Raw genomic sequence first — 15,638 nt, forward strand, 5'->3', positions numbered from 1 at the left:
CGCCGGCGGCGGCGGACGGCGCCTGGCCAGAGGGCCTGGTCCCGTCCGGCGCGACCGGTCCCCGCGCCCCTTGAAGGGGCGCGGGGACCGGTCGCGGCACCTTCTTGGAGGGCTCAGCTGTGGGTGCGCAGCAGCTGGCGCATCGTGCGCATCGCCACCGACAGGTTCGCCAGGTCGAAGGTGTCGGAGCCCTGGATCTCCTCCAGCGTGGTGCGGGCCCGGCCCAGGATGGCCGCGTTCTGCTCCTCCCAGGCCGTGAACCGCTCCTCGGGCGCCGCCGCGCCGTCGCCGACCGACAGGATGTCCGCGGTCAGCGCCGCGTGCGCCGCGTACAGGTCCTCACGGATGGAGGCGCGGGCCATCGACTGCCAGCGGTCCGCCCGCGGCAGTTCGATGATCCGGTCCATCAGCTGGCTGACCCGCAGCCGGTCCGCGAGGTCGTAGTACACCTCGGCGACCGCCATCGGCTCTTTCTGTGTGCGGTCGGCGATGGCGACGATGTCGAGTGTCGGGAACGCGGCGGAGAAGCCCGCGACTCGCATGGCGAGTTCCTCGGGCACGCCCGCCTCGACAAGCTCCTCCAGGATCCCCTGGTACCAGTCCAGGTCCGCGCCGCGCAGCATCTTCGGCAGCTCGGCCCAGACCTGCTCGACGCGGTCGGCGAAGAATTCGACGGTGCCGGCCAGCTCCAGCGGCTGCGGGCGGTTGCCCAGCAGCCAGCGGGTGCCGCGCTCGACGAGGCGGCGCGAGTGCAGCCTGATGCGGGTCTGGACGTCGGCGGCGACCTTGTTGTCGAGGTCCTCGACGGCGTCCCAGACCGCGCCGAGGCCGAAGATCTCCCGGGCGGCGGTCTGCGCCCGGACGATCTCCTCGATCGACGCCCCGGTCTCCTCGCGCAGCCGGTGGAGGAAGGTCGAACCGCCCGTGTTCACGGTGTCGTTGACCAGGACCGTGGTGATGATCTCCCGGCGCAGCGCATGGCCGTCGACCGCCTCGGGGAACTTCTCGCGCAGCGGCTTGGGGAAGTACGCGTGCAGCAGCTTGAGCAGGTACGGGTCGTCCGGCAGCCGGGTGGCGATCAGCTCCTCCGCCACCATGATCTTGGTGTAGGCGAAGAGCACGGCAAGTTCCGGCTGGCTCAGCCCCCTGCCCGCGGCGAGCAGTTCACGGATCTGGCGGTCGGCGGGCAGGAACTCCAACGCCCGGTCCAGTCGCCCGTCGCGGGTGAGCCGCCGCATGAAGCGCTGGTGGGCATGGAGCAGGGAGGGCGACTGGGTGACCGCGTTGGTCAGGGCCACGTTCTGGGCGTAGTTGTTGCGCAGCACCAGGGCGCCGACCTCGTCGGTCATCTCGGCGAGCAGCTTGTTCCGCTGCTTGACGGTCAGATCGCCGTCGGCGACCAGACCGTTGAGAAGGATCTTGATGTTCACCTCGTGGTCGGAGGTGTCCACGCCCGCGCTGTTGTCGATGGCGTCGGTGTTGACCTTGCCGCCGCTGCGGTCGAACTCGATCCGGCCGAGCTGGGTGAGGCCCAGGTTGCCGCCCTCGCCGACGACCTTGACCCGCAGGTCCTGGCCGTTGACGCGGATGGCGTCGTTGGCCTTGTCGCCGACGTCGGCGTGGGTCTCGGTCGACGCCTTGACGTAGGTGCCGATGCCGCCGTTCCACAGCAGGTCCACCGGGGCCCTGAGGATCGTCTGCATCAGCTCGGCGGGGGTCATCTTGGTGACCTTGGACCCGATGCCGAGGGCCGCCCGCATATGGGCGTTGACCGGGATCGACTTCGCGGTGCGCGGGTGGATGCCGCCGCCGGGCGACAACAGCTCCGTGTTGTAGTCGGCCCAGGAGGAGCGGGTCAGCTCGAACAGCCGGCGGCGCTCCGCGTAGGAGACGGCCGCGTCCGGCGTCGGGTCGATGAAGATATGGCGGTGGTCGAAGGCCGCGACCAGCCGGATGTGCTCGCTGAGCAGCATGCCGTTGCCGAACACGTCGCCGGACATGTCGCCGACGCCGACGACCGTGAAGTCCTGGGTCTGGGTGTCGTGGCCCAGCTCGCGGAAGTGCCGCTTGACGGACTCCCAGGCGCCGCGGGCGGTGATGCCCATGCCCTTGTGGTCGTAGCCGGCGGAGCCGCCGGAGGCGAAGGCGTCTCCGAGCCAGAAGCCGTACGCGACGGCGACCTCGTTGGCGATGTCGGAGAAGGTCGCGGTGCCCTTGTCGGCGGCGACGACCAGATATGTGTCGTCCTCGTCATGGCGGACCACGCCGGCCGGCGGAACGACCTCGCCCGCGACCATGTTGTCGGTGATGTCGAGGAGGGCGGAGATGAAGATGCGGTAGCAGGAGATGCCCTCGGCAAGCCAGGCGTCGCGGTCGACGGACGGGTCCGGCAGGTGCTTGGCGACGAAGCCGCCCTTCGCGCCGACCGGCACGATCACCGTGTTCTTGACCATCTGCGCCTTGACCAGACCGAGGATCTCCGTGCGGAAGTCCTCTCGGCGGTCGGACCAGCGCAGTCCGCCGCGGGCGACCTTGCCGAAGCGCAGGTGCACGCCCTCGACGCGCGGCGAGTAGACCCAGATCTCGTACGCGGGGCGGGGGGCGGGCAGCTCCGGAATGGCCTGCGGGTCGAACTTCATCGACACATAGGCGTGGTCGCCGCCGTCCGCGGCCTTCTGGAAGAAGTTGGTGCGCAGAGTGGCCTTGATGACGGTCAGGAACGCGCGCAGGATGCGGTCCTCGTCGAGGGAGGCGACCTGGTCCAGTGCGCCGTCCAGCTCCTCCAGCAGCCCGTCGGTCAGCTCGGTGCCGGCGGCCTGGCGGCCGGGCGACATCCTCGCCTCGAAGAGGGAGACCAGCAGCCGGGTGGTGTGGACGTTGTTGCGGAGGGTGTCCTCCATGTAGTCCTGGCTGAAGGTGGAGCCGGCCTGGCGCAGGTACTTGGCGTAGGCGCGCAGCACGACGGCCTGCCGCCAGGTCAGCCCGGCGCGCAGCACCAGGGCGTTGAAGCCGTCGTTCTCCGCCTCGCCCTTCCACACGGCGGCGAACGCGTCCTGGAAGCGGTCGCGGGCGTCGTCGGCGAGGTAGTCGCCGCCGTTGCCGCTGCTACCGGTCTGCGGCATGCGCAGACCGAAGTCGTAGATCCAGGCCGTGGTGCGGTCGGCGCAGCGCAGCTCGTACGGGCGCTCGTCGACGACCTCGCAGCCGAGCCGCTGGAGCACCGGCAGCACAGCGGTCAGGGAGACCTGCTCACCGCTGCGGTAGATCTTGAACCGGCGCTCGCCGGGGCCTGCGCCGACCGGCTCGTAGAGGGAGAGCGCGAAGTCCTTGTCGGAGTGGACGAGCTGTTCGAGGTGGACCAGGTCGGCCACGGCGGCGCGGGGCGAGTGGTCGGCCTTGTAGCCCTCGGGGAAGGCGTTCGAGTAGCGGCGCAGCAGTTCGGCGGCGCGCTCCTCGCCCAGTTCGGCGTTGAGGGCCTCGGCGAAGCCGTCGGCCCAGGAGCGGGCGGCCTCGGCCAGCCTGGCCTCGATGCGCTCCTTGTCGGCGTCGGTGAGGTCGGGCAGTTCGGTGCCCGCCGGGACGCGGACCACGAAGTGCAGGCGGGAGAGGATCGACTCGGTGTTCCAAGCGGTGAAGTCGACGCTGGTGCCGCCGAGCTCCTCCTTGAGGATGTCGATCAGCCGCAGCCGCACACCGGTGGTGTAGCGGTCGCGGGGCAGGTAGATCAGCGCGGAGTAGTAGCGGCCGTACTCGTCCTGGCGCAGGTAGAGCCGCAGCTTGCGGCGCTCCTGGAGATAGAGGACGGAGGTGACGATGGAGCGCAGCTGGTCGACGGGCGTCTGGAACAGCTCGTCGCGGGGGTAGGTCTCCAGGATCTGGAGCAGATCGCGGCCGTCGTGGCTGTTGGGCGAGAAGCCGGCCTGCTTAAGGACCTCGTCCACCTTGCGGCGGATCACCGGAACCCGGCGCACGGACTCGGTGTACGCGGCGGAGGAGAACAGGCCGAGGAACCGGCGCTCGCCTACGACGTTGCCGTCCTTGTCGAACTTCTTGACGCCGATGTAGTCGAGGTAGCTGGGCCGGTGCACGGTGGCCCGGCTGTTCGCCTTGGTGAGCACCAGCAGCTTGTGCTCGCGTGCCTTGGCGCGGGCGTCGGCCGGCAGCCGGTTGAAGGACGGGCTCACCGGGTGGCCGTGGGTGTCGTCGTCCCCGGTGTGGTCGGGGTCGGCGCGCAGGATGCCGAGGCCGGTGCCGGGCACGGCGGCCAGCGCATCGCCGTCCACCAGGTCGTACTCGCGGTAACCGAGGAAGGTGAAGTGGTCGTCGGCGAGCCAGCGCAGCAGCTCGCGCGCCTCTTCGACCTCGCCTTCGCGCAGATCGTCGGCCATGGGCTCGCCGGACAGGCTCTCAGCGACGCGCAGCACGGCGTCGCGCATCTTCTCCCAGTCCTCGACGGCCTCGCGGACGTCCGACAGCACGCGCAGGAGGTCGGAGGTGATCTGCTTGAGGTCGGCGCGGTCGGTCTCCCGGTCGATCTCGACGTGGATCCAGGACTCGACGAGCGCGTCGTGCGGCAGGGTCTTGGCGGCGGCCTCGCCGAGGTGGCCCCTGCTCCGGTCCGGCAGCACCTCGATGAGCTTGCCGGTCACGTCGCGGCGGACGACGACCTGGGGGTGGACCACCAGGTGGATGCCGCGGCCCTGGCGGGAGAGCTCATTGGTGACCGAGTCGACCAGGAACGGCATGTCGTCGGTGACGACCTCGACGACGGAGTGGCTGCAGGTCCAGCCGTTCTCCTCGACGGTGGGCGTGTGGACCCGGACGTTGGCCGTGCCCTGCGGGCGGTTCTCGGCGAGGCGGTAGTGCGAGAGCGCGGCGCCGAAGACGTCGACCGGGTCGCCGTCGGCCAGGTCCTCGGGGGCGGTGTGCAGGTAGTAGCGCTGGAGGTACGAGAGCACGGTGTCCTGGTCCGGACGCTCCCCCTGCTCGGCACCGGTCGGAAGGCTTCCCCCGACAGGGCTGTGCTCAGCTACCCGGGCGGCCCTTTCGAGCAGCTCGGCCTTGGCATCGTCCAGCTTGGTCTGCATGTCCTCTGGCTCCTGTCGCGCGCCGTTGCGTGACGTAGGTGAAAGAAGCGACACAACGCCACGACGCGGAGTGTCCGGTCGGAGTCGACGGTATGCCGCGGTGGGAGATGTCCGAGCCGTTATCGGCCAATTCTGGCAGCCAGACTGGCCGGATCGGATCGAAAAGGTCAGCGGTCGCCCGGGCGCGGTGGCGGTCCGGGCGCAGGCCGGGGGCTTCGCTGCCCCCACGGCATATCGCGCTGATCACGGGATAAGGCTAACGCCCCACACCCCCGGCCCGTCATGAGCCGTATGTGTACAAAAGACGGCCCGGAAGTTTGACACTCTGGACAGCGACACAGGCCCTCTTGGCAAACCACGCGGGGCGGTGCAGGTTGACGTCGCGCGACACGCCTCCGAATCGACCACGGATGCGTATCTTCACCTATATACCCCATATGCCCGTGATGCACTATTGGCCCGTTCGACGCAGGGTGCCCCCGCGCGGCCGGGCTCAACGGCTGACGGGCCGGACTCAAGACCAGGAGCGGCCATGACAGCGAAGATCCTGATCGTCACCGGCGACGCCGCCGAGTCCCTCGAGGTCCTCTACCCGTACCAGCGGCTGAGGGAGGAGGGGTACGAGGTCGACATCGCCGCTCCGGCCCGGAAGAAGCTGCAGTTCGTGGTGCATGACTTCGAACCGGGCTTCGACACGTACACCGAGAAGCCGGGCTACACCTGCCAGGCCGACCTCGCCTTCTCCGAGGTCGACCCCGGACAGTACGCGGCCGTGGTCATCCCGGGCGGCCGGGCCCCCGAGTACCTCCGCAACGACCCCGAGCTCCGCAAGATCCTCAAGTCCTTCTTCGACGCCGACAAGCCGGTGGCCCAGATCTGCCACGGCCCCCTGCTGACGGCGGCGATCGGCTCCCTGGAGGGCCGCCGGGTGACCTCCTACCCCGCCCTCGAACTGGACATGCAGGCCGCGGGCGCCTCCTTCCAGGACCAGGAGGCAGTCGTCGACGGCACCCTGGTCTCGTCCCGCGCCTGGCCCGACCACCCGTCCTGGATGCGTGCCTTCCTCCGCGTCCTGCGCGAGAAGGCGCCGGTGGCGTAACCGGGGGCGAGCCCCCGGACCCCCGAATACCCGCCCCGCCGGCCGGGGGCGACGCCGCGCAAACCAACCCGGCCGGCCCGGGCAAAGCCGCACAATCGACGGTTGCCGGTCGGGGCGAAGCCACACAATCAACCCCCGCCAGCCCGAGGCGAAGCCGCGCAATCGAGCCTCGCCGGCGATTGAGGCGCGGGGGTCCGGGGGCGGAGCCCCCGTAGGAACGGGGTCTGGGGCGGAGCCCCAGGTTCGGGAAGGGGGCGGGGCCGGGGCCGCATCCGATTCGCGGCTCCGCCACACGCGCCCGCCGCAGGCGAACCCGCTCAGACGAACCGCAGCGCCGCGTCCACCGCTTCCTCCAGGCTGTCCACGACCGGCACCCCGTCCCCCACCGCCTCCAGACTGGCGCGGCTGTGCGACCCACCCGTGTACAGGACGGCCCGCGCCCCCACGTGCGCTGCCGCCAGCGCATCGTCGGCCGCGTCGCCGATCACGACCGTCCGCTCGGGGTCGACGACGCCGCGCAGCGCCGAGATGTGCCGCTCCATGTGGAGCGCCTTGGTGCCGCCCGAGGGACCCGTGCGCCCGTCGACGCGTATGAAGTGGTCCTCGATCCCATAGCCCCGCACGACCGGAACCAGCTCCTCGTGCCCGTACATGCTCAGCAGCGACTGGCTGCGCCCGGCCCGCCGCCACTCCGCGAGCAGCTCCTCCACACCCTGTGTCAGCCCGCAGCCGAGCCGGTGCTCGCTGTAGTGCCGGTGGAAGATCTCGTCCATGACCTCCCACTCGGCGTCGGAGGGCAGCCGCCCGGTGAGCCGCTCGTAGAAGCGGGGAATCGGCACGCAGTACATCTCCCGGTACTGCTCCAGCGTGATCGGCTCCAGACCGATCTCCGCGAACGCGGCATTGGTCGCCCCGATGACCGCGCTGATGTCATCGAGCAGCGTGCCGTTCCAGTCCCAGACCAGATGCGTGCGGTGCTTCCCCATGCCGACAAACCGTACCGGGGGGCGCCGACAATCGCTCAGCCGATCAGGTTCGGGATCTCCTGGACCCCGTACCAGAGCAGCTCGTGGTCCTCCGCGCCGTCGACCGTGAACCGGGCGTCGTCGTCGCCCTGGTCCGCCGCGCCGAGCGCCTCGGCCGCGGCGGAGACGTCCGCGACGGCGTCCTCGGCGTCGATGTGCACGGCGGCGGCCTTGGCCAGCGGCACCGCGGCCCCGACGCGCACCTCGCCGACGGCGTTCGCGTCGAGCGCCCGGTCGGGGTCGACGACGGCCTGCTGATCCGGTACGTCAACGGCGACGACGACGCGGCGGCGCGCAGCTCCGGGGTCCCCGGCGAGCAGCCGCAGCGACGCGGCTGCGGCCCGGTTCAGCGCCGCGTATTCGAGTTCCTCGATGTCGTCGGAGACGTACCACTCGCGCAGCCCCGGGGTGACGGCGAAGGCCGCCAGGGGGGCGGGGCCCAGTTCGCCCGTCCTGTACGCCTCGGCGAGACCGGGCAGGGTCAGGGGGACGTACACGCGCATGACTGGCCGCTTTCTTCGTCGGGAAACGCCCTTCAGGATACGTGCGGCGATCGTTTCGGGCGTCCCCTTTCGTGGTGCGTCCGCCGTGCCGCGGGACGTCCACCTCGTGCCGTCGGGCGGCCGCCGCGGCCGGGCGTTCCACGGTTCCCCTCACTCTGATAGGCGAACCTCCGGCAGGCGCGCCCCGGCCGGCGCTCGCGTTGCGGACCGCCTTTCGGCCCCGTAGAAGATCACCACCGAAGTTACCACCTGGTATCGATCCGGGCCCGACCTCGCATCGGGGGCGATCCGCATGGACAGGACCATGAACCGCACGACCCGCGGCAGCCAGACCAGGCCGCCCGGGCGAAGGGACGGGCGTCGCCCGGCGGCCACAGTGGCGACTGCCGCCCTGGCGCGGGCCCGGCGTCAGTCGACACCCCGGTACTGGTTCGCCGACCGCCTTCTCGCGGTCCTGAGCGGGCAGCGGCCGGTGCACTGGATGCTGGGCCACACCGTCGGCGAGGCGTACGACCAGTTGGCCCGCCTGGCGCCGGGGGCTCCGCTGCGCCCGGCGGAGCGGGTGAACCCGGTGGTCCGCGCGTGTGACGAGTTCCACCCGGTGCCCGGCGTGATCGAGGCCTTCGCCCGCATCTCGGCCGGCGAACGCCTCAGCGCGATGGCTTTCCGCCTCGAACTCTGCCCGGACCAGCGCTGGCGCTGCACTGCCGTCGAACTGGGCGGCCCCCACGCCTCGCACTCCTCCTGACGACGCGCCTTCGGGGCCCGGACCCTCGCCATGGCACGGGCCCCGAGTGCAGGGCCCTCCTCGTCCCCCGGCCGCCGTACGGTCACTGCGCCCGGCACCCGGCAACGCCTGTCCTCACCCCCGGGCCCCGGACCCCTCACGACGGCCTGCCACGCCTCTCAGGCGCGTCCCGCCGGGCGACGACCCAATGGGCCGGGCCCCACCCCGTCACCGTCCCAGCGCCCGCCTGACGCCCCTCCGCGGGCGCGCCGCAGAACACGGCCGGGGCCGGACACCATGTGTCCGGCCCCGGCCCGAGTCACATCGCGGGTACCACCCCGCGGGACGCTACTTCTTGCGGCGACGCCCCCCGCCCTTCTGCGCCTTGCGCCGCTCCGCGCGGGTCATCCCGTCCCCCTCCGGCCGCGCCGGCCGGCCGTCCGTGTCAAAGTCGCCTTCGACGACACCGCCCTCGCCGTCCACCGTCGGCGCGGAGAAGTGCAGCCGATCCGGCCGCTGCGGCGCATCGAGCCCCTTGGCGCGGATCTCCGGACGGCCCGCACCCGCGGGCACCGCGTCCCGCTTCTCCAGCGAGGTCCTCTCCGCCGCCTCCTCCACCGGGACCTCCTCGACCTGCTGCTCGACCTGGACCTCCAGGTTGAACAGATAGCCGACGGACTCCTCCTTGATGCCCTCCATCATCGCGGTGAACATGTCGAAGCCCTCGCGCTGGTACTCGACCAGCGGGTCCTTCTGCGCCATCGCACGCAGGCCGATGCCCTCCTGGAGGTAGTCCATCTCGTAGAGGTGCTCGCGCCACTTGCGGTCCAGCACGGACAGCACGACCCGCCGCTCCAGCTCACGCATGATCTCGGAGCCGAGCTGCTTCTCCCGCTCGTCGTACTGCTCGTGGATGTCGTCCTTGATGGACTCCGCGATGAATTCGGCGGTGATGCCAGCCCGGTCGCCGGCCGCCTCCTCCAGTTCCTCGGTGGTGACCTTCACCGGGTAGAGCTGCTTGAACGCGCCCCACAGCCGGTCCAGGTCCCACTCCTCCGCGAAGCCCTCGACGGTCTCCGCCTGGATGTAGGCGTCGATGGTGTCGTCCATGAAGTGGCGGATCTGCTCGTGCAGATCCTCGCCCTCGAGCACCCGGCGCCGCTCGCCGTAGATGACCTCGCGCTGGCGGTTGAGCACCTCGTCGTACTTGAGGACGTTCTTCCGCGTCTCAAAGTTCTGCTGCTCGACCTGGGACTGAGCGGACGCGATCGCGCGCGTCACCATCTTGTTCTCGATCGGCACATCGTCGGGGACGTTGGCCATGGCCATCACGCGCTCGACCATCTGGGCCTTGAACAGGCGCATCAGATCGTCGCCGAGGGAGAGGTAGAAGCGCGACTCGCCCGGGTCTCCCTGACGGCCGGAACGGCCGCGGAGCTGGTTGTCGATACGCCGCGACTCATGGCGCTCGGTGCCCAGGACGTAGAGCCCGCCGAGCGACTTGACGTCTTCGAATTCGGCCTTCACCGCCGCCTCGGCGCGCTCCAGCGCGGCGGGCAGCGCGGCCGCCCACTCTTCGACGTGCTCGACGGGGTCAAGGCCCTGCTGCTTCAGCTCCGCCTCGGCGAGGTCGTCCGGGTTGCCGCCGAGCTTGATGTCGGTGCCACGGCCGGCCATGTTCGTGGCCACGGTGACCGCGCCCCTGCGCCCGGCCTGGGCGACGATCACGGCCTCGCGGTCGTGCTGCTTGGCGTTGAGCACCTCGTGCGGGATGCCGCGCTTGCTGAGCTGCTGCGAGAGGTACTCGGACTTCTCGACCGAGGTGGTGCCGACGAGGATCGGCTGCCCCTTCTCGTGCTTCTCCGCGATGTCGTCGACGACCGCCGCGAACTTGGCGACCTCGGTGCGGTAGATCAGGTCCGACTGGTCCTTGCGGACCATCGGGCGGTTCGTCGGGATCGGGACGACGCCGAGCTTGTAGATCTGGTGGAACTCAGCCGCCTCGGTCATGGCCGTACCGGTCATGCCGGCGAGCTTGTCGTAGAGGCGGAAGAAGTTCTGCAGGGTGATCGTGGCGAGGGTCTGGTTCTCGTCCTTGATCGGCACCCCCTCCTTCGCCTCGATCGCCTGGTGCATGCCCTCGTTGTAGCGGCGGCCGGCGAGGATACGGCCGGTGTGCTCGTCGACGATCATGACCTCGCCGTCGATGACGACGTAGTCCTTGTCCTTCTTGAACAGTTCCTTGGCCTTGATGGCGTTGTTCAGATAGCCGACGAGCGGGGTGTTGACCGACTCGTAGAGATTGTCGATGCCCAGCCAGTCCTCGACCTTCGACACGCCCGGCTCGTGGATGCCGACGGTGCGCTTCTTCTCGTCGACCTCGTAGTCGCCGGTCTCCTCGATGCCCTTGAGGGGGTTGCCGGCCTCACCCCGGGTGAGGCGGGTGACCAGCTTGGCGAAGTCGCCGTACCACTTGGTGGCCTGGTCGGCCGGGCCGGAGATGATCAGCGGGGTACGGGCCTCGTCGACGAGGATCGAGTCGACCTCGTCGACCACGGCGAAGTTGTGGCCGCGCTGGACGAGCTCGTCCTTGGACCACGCCATGTTGTCGCGCAGATAGTCAAAGCCGAACTCGTTGTTCGTGCCGTAGGTGATGTCGCAGTTGTACTGCTCGCGGCGCTGCGCGGGCGTCATGTTCGCGATGATGCAGCCGACGGTCAGGCCCAGGAACTTGTGGACCCGTCCCATCATCTCGGAGTCGCGCTCGGCCAGGTAGTCGTTGACCGTGATCAGGTGGACGCCCTTGCCGGAGAGCGCGTTGAGGTACGTGGGTAGGGTGCCGACGAGGGTCTTGCCCTCACCGGTCTTCATCTCGGCCACATAGCCGAGGTGCAGCGCTGCGCCGCCCATCAGCTGGACGTCGTAGTGGCGCTGGCCGAGGACCCGCTTGGCCGCCTCTCGGACGGTCGCGAATGCCTCGGGGAGCAGGTCGTCCAGGGACTCGCCGTCTGCGTAGCGCTGCTTGTACTCGTCGGTGAGCGCCCGCAACTCGGCGTCGGAGAGGTTGATGAAGTCCTCTTCGATGGAGTTGACCTGGTCCGCGATGCGGTGCAGTCTGCGCAGGATCTTGCCTTCGCCTGCACGCATGAGCTTGTTGAAGACGGACACTGAGGCTGGTCTCCTTGCCGGTCGGGCCTGGCACTGGATGTGTATCGGACTCTGGCACGGGCACGGCAGGCGGGCCCCACCGCAACGGCCATCGTAAGCGAGGACCCTCCCGGGTCGGGAGGCCCGCCGGTGCACCGCCGTCACTCGGGCCCTCCTGCTCGCCCTCAAGGAGAACGCGCGGAGTGCACGGAAGGTGCCGGGGAGCGTGAAAAGTGCTCGCATCCGCCTGTGCGGCTGACCAGAATCCCGGCATGGAGCCCATCACCCTCACCACCCGGCGTCTGCTGCTGCGCAGCTTCACCCCCGAGGACGCGGAGGCGGTGTACCAGGCTTGTCAGGATCCCGACATCCAGCGCTGGACGACGGTCCCCTCTCCGTACGCACACCGGCACGCGGAGGAGTTCACCGGGCAGATGGTCCCCGACGGCTGGCAGACCGGCACGATGTGCACCTTCGCGGTGCTGACCCGCGACGGCGGAACGCTCATCGGCTCCATCGGCGTCACTCTGCGCACCCTCTCGGGCACATGGGAGGTCGGGTTCTGGACGGCGAAGGAGCACCGGGGGCGGGGCGCGACGACCGAGGCCCTGGGCGCGGTGGCCCACTGGACCTTCACCCGGCTCAAGGCCACCCGGCTGGAGTGGCGCGCGGAAGTCGGCAACACGGGCTCCAGGGCCGTCGCGGAAAGAGCAGGATTCACCCACGAGGGGACGCTGCGGGCCGCCCTCATGAACAAGGACACACTCCGGGACGCCTGGATCGGCGCGCTGCTCCCCTCCGATCTCGGGCTGCCGGCGCCCTGCCCCTATCTGCCCGCCCCGCGAGAGTGACGCCCCGCGCCCGCCCGAAACCACCCCGGAGCCGGCCGACGGTCTCCTCGGCCCGGGCCGGCCGGGCGCTCGGTGCGGCCGGGCTGCTCTACCCCGCCCGCGCTGCCTCGTCCGGCCCGGGCTGCTCCACCCGGCCCGCGCTGCTCCACCCGGCCCGCGCTGCTCCGTCCGGCCGGGCTGTCAGTGGCGCCGTCTAGGGTGCCGAGCATGACCACGCTGCCGCCCCCCGCCGCCGAACTCTCCGCCGACGAGGCCCGCCGGATAGCCCTGCGCGCCCAGGGCTTCCTGGGCGCGCCCGACCGGAAGGCCGGGGTGCGGGGGGTGCTGCGCCGTCTGGGAGCGGTACAGCTCGACACGATCTCCGTGCTGGCCCGCTCACATGAGCTGATTCCGTACGCACGGCTGGGCGCGGTGGGCCGGCGCACGGTCGAGGAGGCGTACTGGACCGAGGGCCACAGCTTCGAGTACTGGTCGCATGCGGCATGCATCCTCCCCATCGAGGAGTGGCCGCACTTCGCCTTCCGGCGTCGCGCCTACCGCTCCCGACCGCAGTGGCACCACGAACTGAGCGACGGCGCCTACGACACGGTGATCAGGCAGTTGCGCTCCCAAGGTCCGCTGACGGCCACGGAACTGGGCGGCGCGAAGAACGGCGGCCCGTGGTGGGACTGGTCGGAGGCCAAGGTCGCCGTCGAGCGGGCGCTGATGTACGGCGAGGTGGTGTGCACCGAGCGGCGCGGCTGGAAGCGCGTGTACGACCTGGCCGAGCGCGCGGTGCCGGACGGGCTGCTGCACGACGAACTGGACGACGCCGAGTGCCTGCGCCGTCTGGTGCGCCTGGCCGGCGAGGCGCTCGGTGTGGGCACCCGGTCCGACATCGCCGACTACCACCGCCTCAAGGGCGAGCAGTTCGACGCGGCAGTCGCCGGTTCCGGGCTGGTGCCGGTGCGGGTGGAGGGCTGGGAGAAGCCGGCCTGGGCCGACCCCGCGGCGCTGGAGAACGTGCCCCGCGGGCGGCACCGTACGACTCTGCTCTCGCCGTTCGACTCGCTGATCTGGGAGCGGCCGCGGACCGAGCGGATCTTCGGCTTCGCTCACCGCCTGGAGGCGTATGTGCCCAAGGCGAAGCGGGTGCACGGGTACTTCGCGATGCCGCTGCTGTCCGGCGGCAGGCTGCTGGGCCGGGTGGACCCGGCCCGCGACGGCAGGACGCTGGTGGCCCGACAGGTCTCGCTGGACGGCCCCAAGGCGGTGGCGCCGATGGCCCAGGCGCTGCGCGAGGCGGCCGGGTGGGTGGGCTGCGACGCGGTGCGGGTGGAGCGGGTCGACCCGCTCGAGCTGGCCGCGCCCCTGGTCGCCGACCTCACCTGACGCTCACCTGATCTCGAGGATCTTCTCCCGCATCGCATACACCACCGCCTCCATCCTGGAGTGCAGCTGCAGCTTCTCCAGGATGTTGCGCACATGGTTCTTGACGGTGTTCTCGGAGATGAACAACTCCTTGGCGATGTCCCGGTTGTTCATACCGGTGGCGACCAGCTTGAGCACCTCCAGCTCCCGGTCGGTCAGCCGGGGCGCGGGCACCAGCCGTCGCTCGTCGGTGCGCTGGATCATCGACTTGAACTCCGTCAGCAGCTTGGACGCCATGGACGGGCTGATCTGGGACTGGCCGTCCGCCACGGCGCGGATCGCGGTGGCGACCTCGTCCGTGGAGATCTCCTTGAGGAGATAGCCCGTGGCGCCCGCCTTGATCGCGTCGTAGAGGTCTGCCTCCTCATCGCTGATCGTCAGCATGATGATCTTTGCGCTGGGGGCGACCTCCTTGATGGAGGTGCAGGCCTCGATGCCGCCTCGTTTGGGCATGCGCACGTCCATCAGCACGATGTCCGGCAGCAGATCCGCGGCCTTGTCCACGGCCTCCGCGCCGTCGCCGGCCTCGCCGACGACCTGGATGTCCTCCTCCTGTTTGAGGACGATCTCCAGTCCCCTGCGGAAGAGGGCGTGGTCGTCCACCACGAGGACCCGGATCGGCTCCTTGCGGGATGCTCCCGTGTCCGTCCCGGCGTCGACGACCGTGCCGTCCACGTCGGCCGAGTCGCCGTGCACGGGCCCGAAGCTGTCCGCCATCGTTCTCCCCCTGAAGGCCATGGCCTGAAGAGCATAGGTGGTTCGCGGTGAAGCCAACATCAGTGCATCGCTCATATGTTGGCCTGGGACGCCATGCTTTCATGCCCGGACGACACAGCGGTGATCCCGTGGTGGCACGGTGGTGCCCCTGGGGGCGCACAGGGCGCTCCAGGGGCACTCACACCTTCTGACAGCGGGGGATCAGCCGCCGAGGGCGCCTCCCGCTCCGCCTGCCTCGGAGCCGGCGAGCGGGTCCGTCTCCAGATGGATGACGCCGTAGTCGTACGCATGCCGCCGGTAGACGACACTGGGCTGCTTCGTCTCGGAGTCGACGAAGAGATAGAAGTCGTGCCCGACCAGCTCCATCTCGTAGAGAGCCTGGTCGAGTGTCATCGGAGCCGCGGTGTGGACCTTCTCGCGGACCACAAGCGGCCCTTCGCCCTGGATTTCGAGCGAGCCGATCCTGGTGGTGGGAATGGACTCCGTCGCTTCTTCGGAGAGCGGCTTGCCGTTGCCGTTCAGGGCGGCGACGCCGGGGACCGCGTCGGGTACCTCCGCGGCCGTCAGACGGCCGTTGCCCCGGCGGGTGTGGCGCTTGTCGTGCTGCCTGCGCAGCCGGGCCTCCAGCTTGCCGGTGGCGAGGTCCAGCGCCGCGTACGGGTCGCCGGCCGCGGCCTCCGCCCGGATCACCGGGCCTCGGGAGCGGAGAGTGATCTCCACGCGGTCGGAACGGTCGGCCTGCCGCGGGTTGTGTTCCTTGGACACCTCGACATCCAGGCTGATCACCTTGGCGTCGAGCTTCTGGATCTTCTCCAGGTTCAGCTTCTCGGCCACGTGCTTGCGGAACCGCTGGGGCACCTCGGTCTTGCGGCCTTTGACGACGATGTCCACGCAGAACTCCGTTCCCGGATCGCTCCGCATACGCGTCGGCTGCGGAGCATCTCCCTCTTGCACCAGACTCCGGTGGTCGCCGGAGTCTCGGACTTGGCGAGTCTCACCTCCTCCTCCCCAGTCGACAAGATCCCCACCCACTGACTTCCCGACTCTCCGGCGCGATACTTCACTTTCCGGA

10 protein-coding genes are annotated in these 15,638 nt (G+C 70.1%); 4 read left to right on the forward strand and 6 right to left on the reverse strand.

Annotated elements, in window-relative coordinates; genetic code table 11:
* Nucleotides 1-113: 113 nt before the first annotated feature.
* Nucleotides 114-5,087: an NAD-glutamate dehydrogenase gene (locus QCN29_RS30035; protein ID WP_279932119.1), complete on the reverse strand. Its 4,974-nt coding sequence runs from the start codon at nucleotides 5,085-5,087 to the stop codon at nucleotides 114-116.
* Between the two features lie 532 nt (nucleotides 5,088-5,619).
* On the opposite strand from QCN29_RS30035, the gene QCN29_RS30040 reads away from it, so the two are divergent.
* Nucleotides 5,620-6,186, forward strand: coding sequence for a DJ-1/PfpI family protein (locus QCN29_RS30040; RefSeq protein ID WP_279932121.1), 567 nt, complete (start codon nucleotides 5,620-5,622; stop codon nucleotides 6,184-6,186).
* A gap of 317 nt (nucleotides 6,187-6,503) precedes the next feature.
* On the opposite strand, the gene QCN29_RS30045 is transcribed toward QCN29_RS30040, so the two are convergent.
* Both QCN29_RS30045 and QCN29_RS30050 read right to left on the reverse strand, forming a co-directional pair.
* On the reverse strand, nucleotides 6,504-7,172 hold the full coding sequence (locus tag QCN29_RS30045) for an HAD family hydrolase (RefSeq protein WP_279932122.1): 669 nt from the start codon (nucleotides 7,170-7,172) through the stop codon (nucleotides 6,504-6,506).
* 35 nt (nucleotides 7,173-7,207) lie between these two features.
* The gene (locus QCN29_RS30050; protein ID WP_279932124.1) at nucleotides 7,208-7,714 is read right to left on the reverse strand and encodes a DUF6912 family protein; all 507 of its coding nucleotides are present in this window, start codon (nucleotides 7,712-7,714) and stop codon (nucleotides 7,208-7,210) included.
* Between the two features lie 304 nt (nucleotides 7,715-8,018).
* Here QCN29_RS30050 and QCN29_RS30055 point away from each other — a divergent pair, with 304 nt between their 5' ends.
* Nucleotides 8,019-8,462 (forward strand): Rv3235 family protein, encoded by a 444-nt coding sequence (locus QCN29_RS30055; protein ID WP_279932126.1) that lies wholly within the window; start codon nucleotides 8,019-8,021, stop codon nucleotides 8,460-8,462.
* A 327-nt stretch (nucleotides 8,463-8,789) separates the two neighbouring features.
* Here the strand turns inward: QCN29_RS30055 and secA are convergent, their stop codons facing one another.
* The gene (gene secA / locus QCN29_RS30060) at nucleotides 8,790-11,609 is read right to left on the reverse strand and encodes a preprotein translocase subunit SecA (protein ID WP_279932127.1); all 2,820 of its coding nucleotides are present in this window, start codon (nucleotides 11,607-11,609) and stop codon (nucleotides 8,790-8,792) included.
* A 251-nt stretch (nucleotides 11,610-11,860) separates the two neighbouring features.
* Between secA and QCN29_RS30065 the strand changes: the two genes are divergently transcribed.
* The gene (locus QCN29_RS30065) at nucleotides 11,861-12,439 is read left to right on the forward strand and encodes a GNAT family N-acetyltransferase (RefSeq protein ID WP_279932129.1); all 579 of its coding nucleotides are present in this window, start codon (nucleotides 11,861-11,863) and stop codon (nucleotides 12,437-12,439) included.
* Between the two features lie 207 nt (nucleotides 12,440-12,646).
* On the forward strand, nucleotides 12,647-13,810 hold the full coding sequence (locus tag QCN29_RS30070; protein WP_279932130.1) for a winged helix-turn-helix domain-containing protein: 1,164 nt from the start codon (nucleotides 12,647-12,649) through the stop codon (nucleotides 13,808-13,810).
* A gap of 3 nt (nucleotides 13,811-13,813) precedes the next feature.
* On the opposite strand, the gene QCN29_RS30075 is transcribed toward QCN29_RS30070, so the two are convergent.
* Together QCN29_RS30075 and hpf are read right to left on the reverse strand one after the other, a co-directional pair.
* Entirely contained in the window at nucleotides 13,814-14,566 is a 753-nt protein-coding gene (locus QCN29_RS30075; RefSeq protein ID WP_279932131.1) for a response regulator transcription factor, read from the reverse strand.
* Between the two features lie 201 nt (nucleotides 14,567-14,767).
* Entirely contained in the window at nucleotides 14,768-15,457 is a 690-nt protein-coding gene (hpf, locus tag QCN29_RS30080) for a ribosome hibernation-promoting factor, HPF/YfiA family (RefSeq protein ID WP_240139447.1), read from the reverse strand.
* Between the last annotated feature and the right edge of the window lie 181 nt (nucleotides 15,458-15,638).

The sequence above is a fragment of the Streptomyces chengmaiensis genome (assembly GCF_029846775.1).
Lineage (GTDB): Bacteria > Actinomycetota > Actinomycetes > Streptomycetales > Streptomycetaceae > Streptomyces > Streptomyces chengmaiensis.

Excerpts from the sequence above, each read along its gene's own strand:
- QCN29_RS30055 (WP_279932126.1), top strand. The coding sequence starts at position 8,019 with ATGAACCGCACGACCCGCGGCAGCCAGACCAGGCCGCCCGGGCGAAGG.
- QCN29_RS30035 (WP_279932119.1), bottom strand. The coding sequence starts at position 5,087 with ATGCAGACCAAGCTGGACGATGCCAAGGCCGAGCTGCTCGAAAGGGCC.
- QCN29_RS30040 (WP_279932121.1), top strand. The coding sequence starts at position 5,620 with ATGACAGCGAAGATCCTGATCGTCACCGGCGACGCCGCCGAGTCCCTC.
- QCN29_RS30070 (WP_279932130.1), top strand. The coding sequence starts at position 12,647 with ATGACCACGCTGCCGCCCCCCGCCGCCGAACTCTCCGCCGACGAGGCC.
- QCN29_RS30065 (WP_279932129.1), top strand. The coding sequence starts at position 11,861 with ATGGAGCCCATCACCCTCACCACCCGGCGTCTGCTGCTGCGCAGCTTC.
- QCN29_RS30050 (WP_279932124.1), bottom strand. The coding sequence starts at position 7,714 with ATGCGCGTGTACGTCCCCCTGACCCTGCCCGGTCTCGCCGAGGCGTAC.
- QCN29_RS30075 (WP_279932131.1), bottom strand. The coding sequence starts at position 14,566 with ATGGCGGACAGCTTCGGGCCCGTGCACGGCGACTCGGCCGACGTGGAC.
- QCN29_RS30045 (WP_279932122.1), bottom strand. The coding sequence starts at position 7,172 with ATGGGGAAGCACCGCACGCATCTGGTCTGGGACTGGAACGGCACGCTG.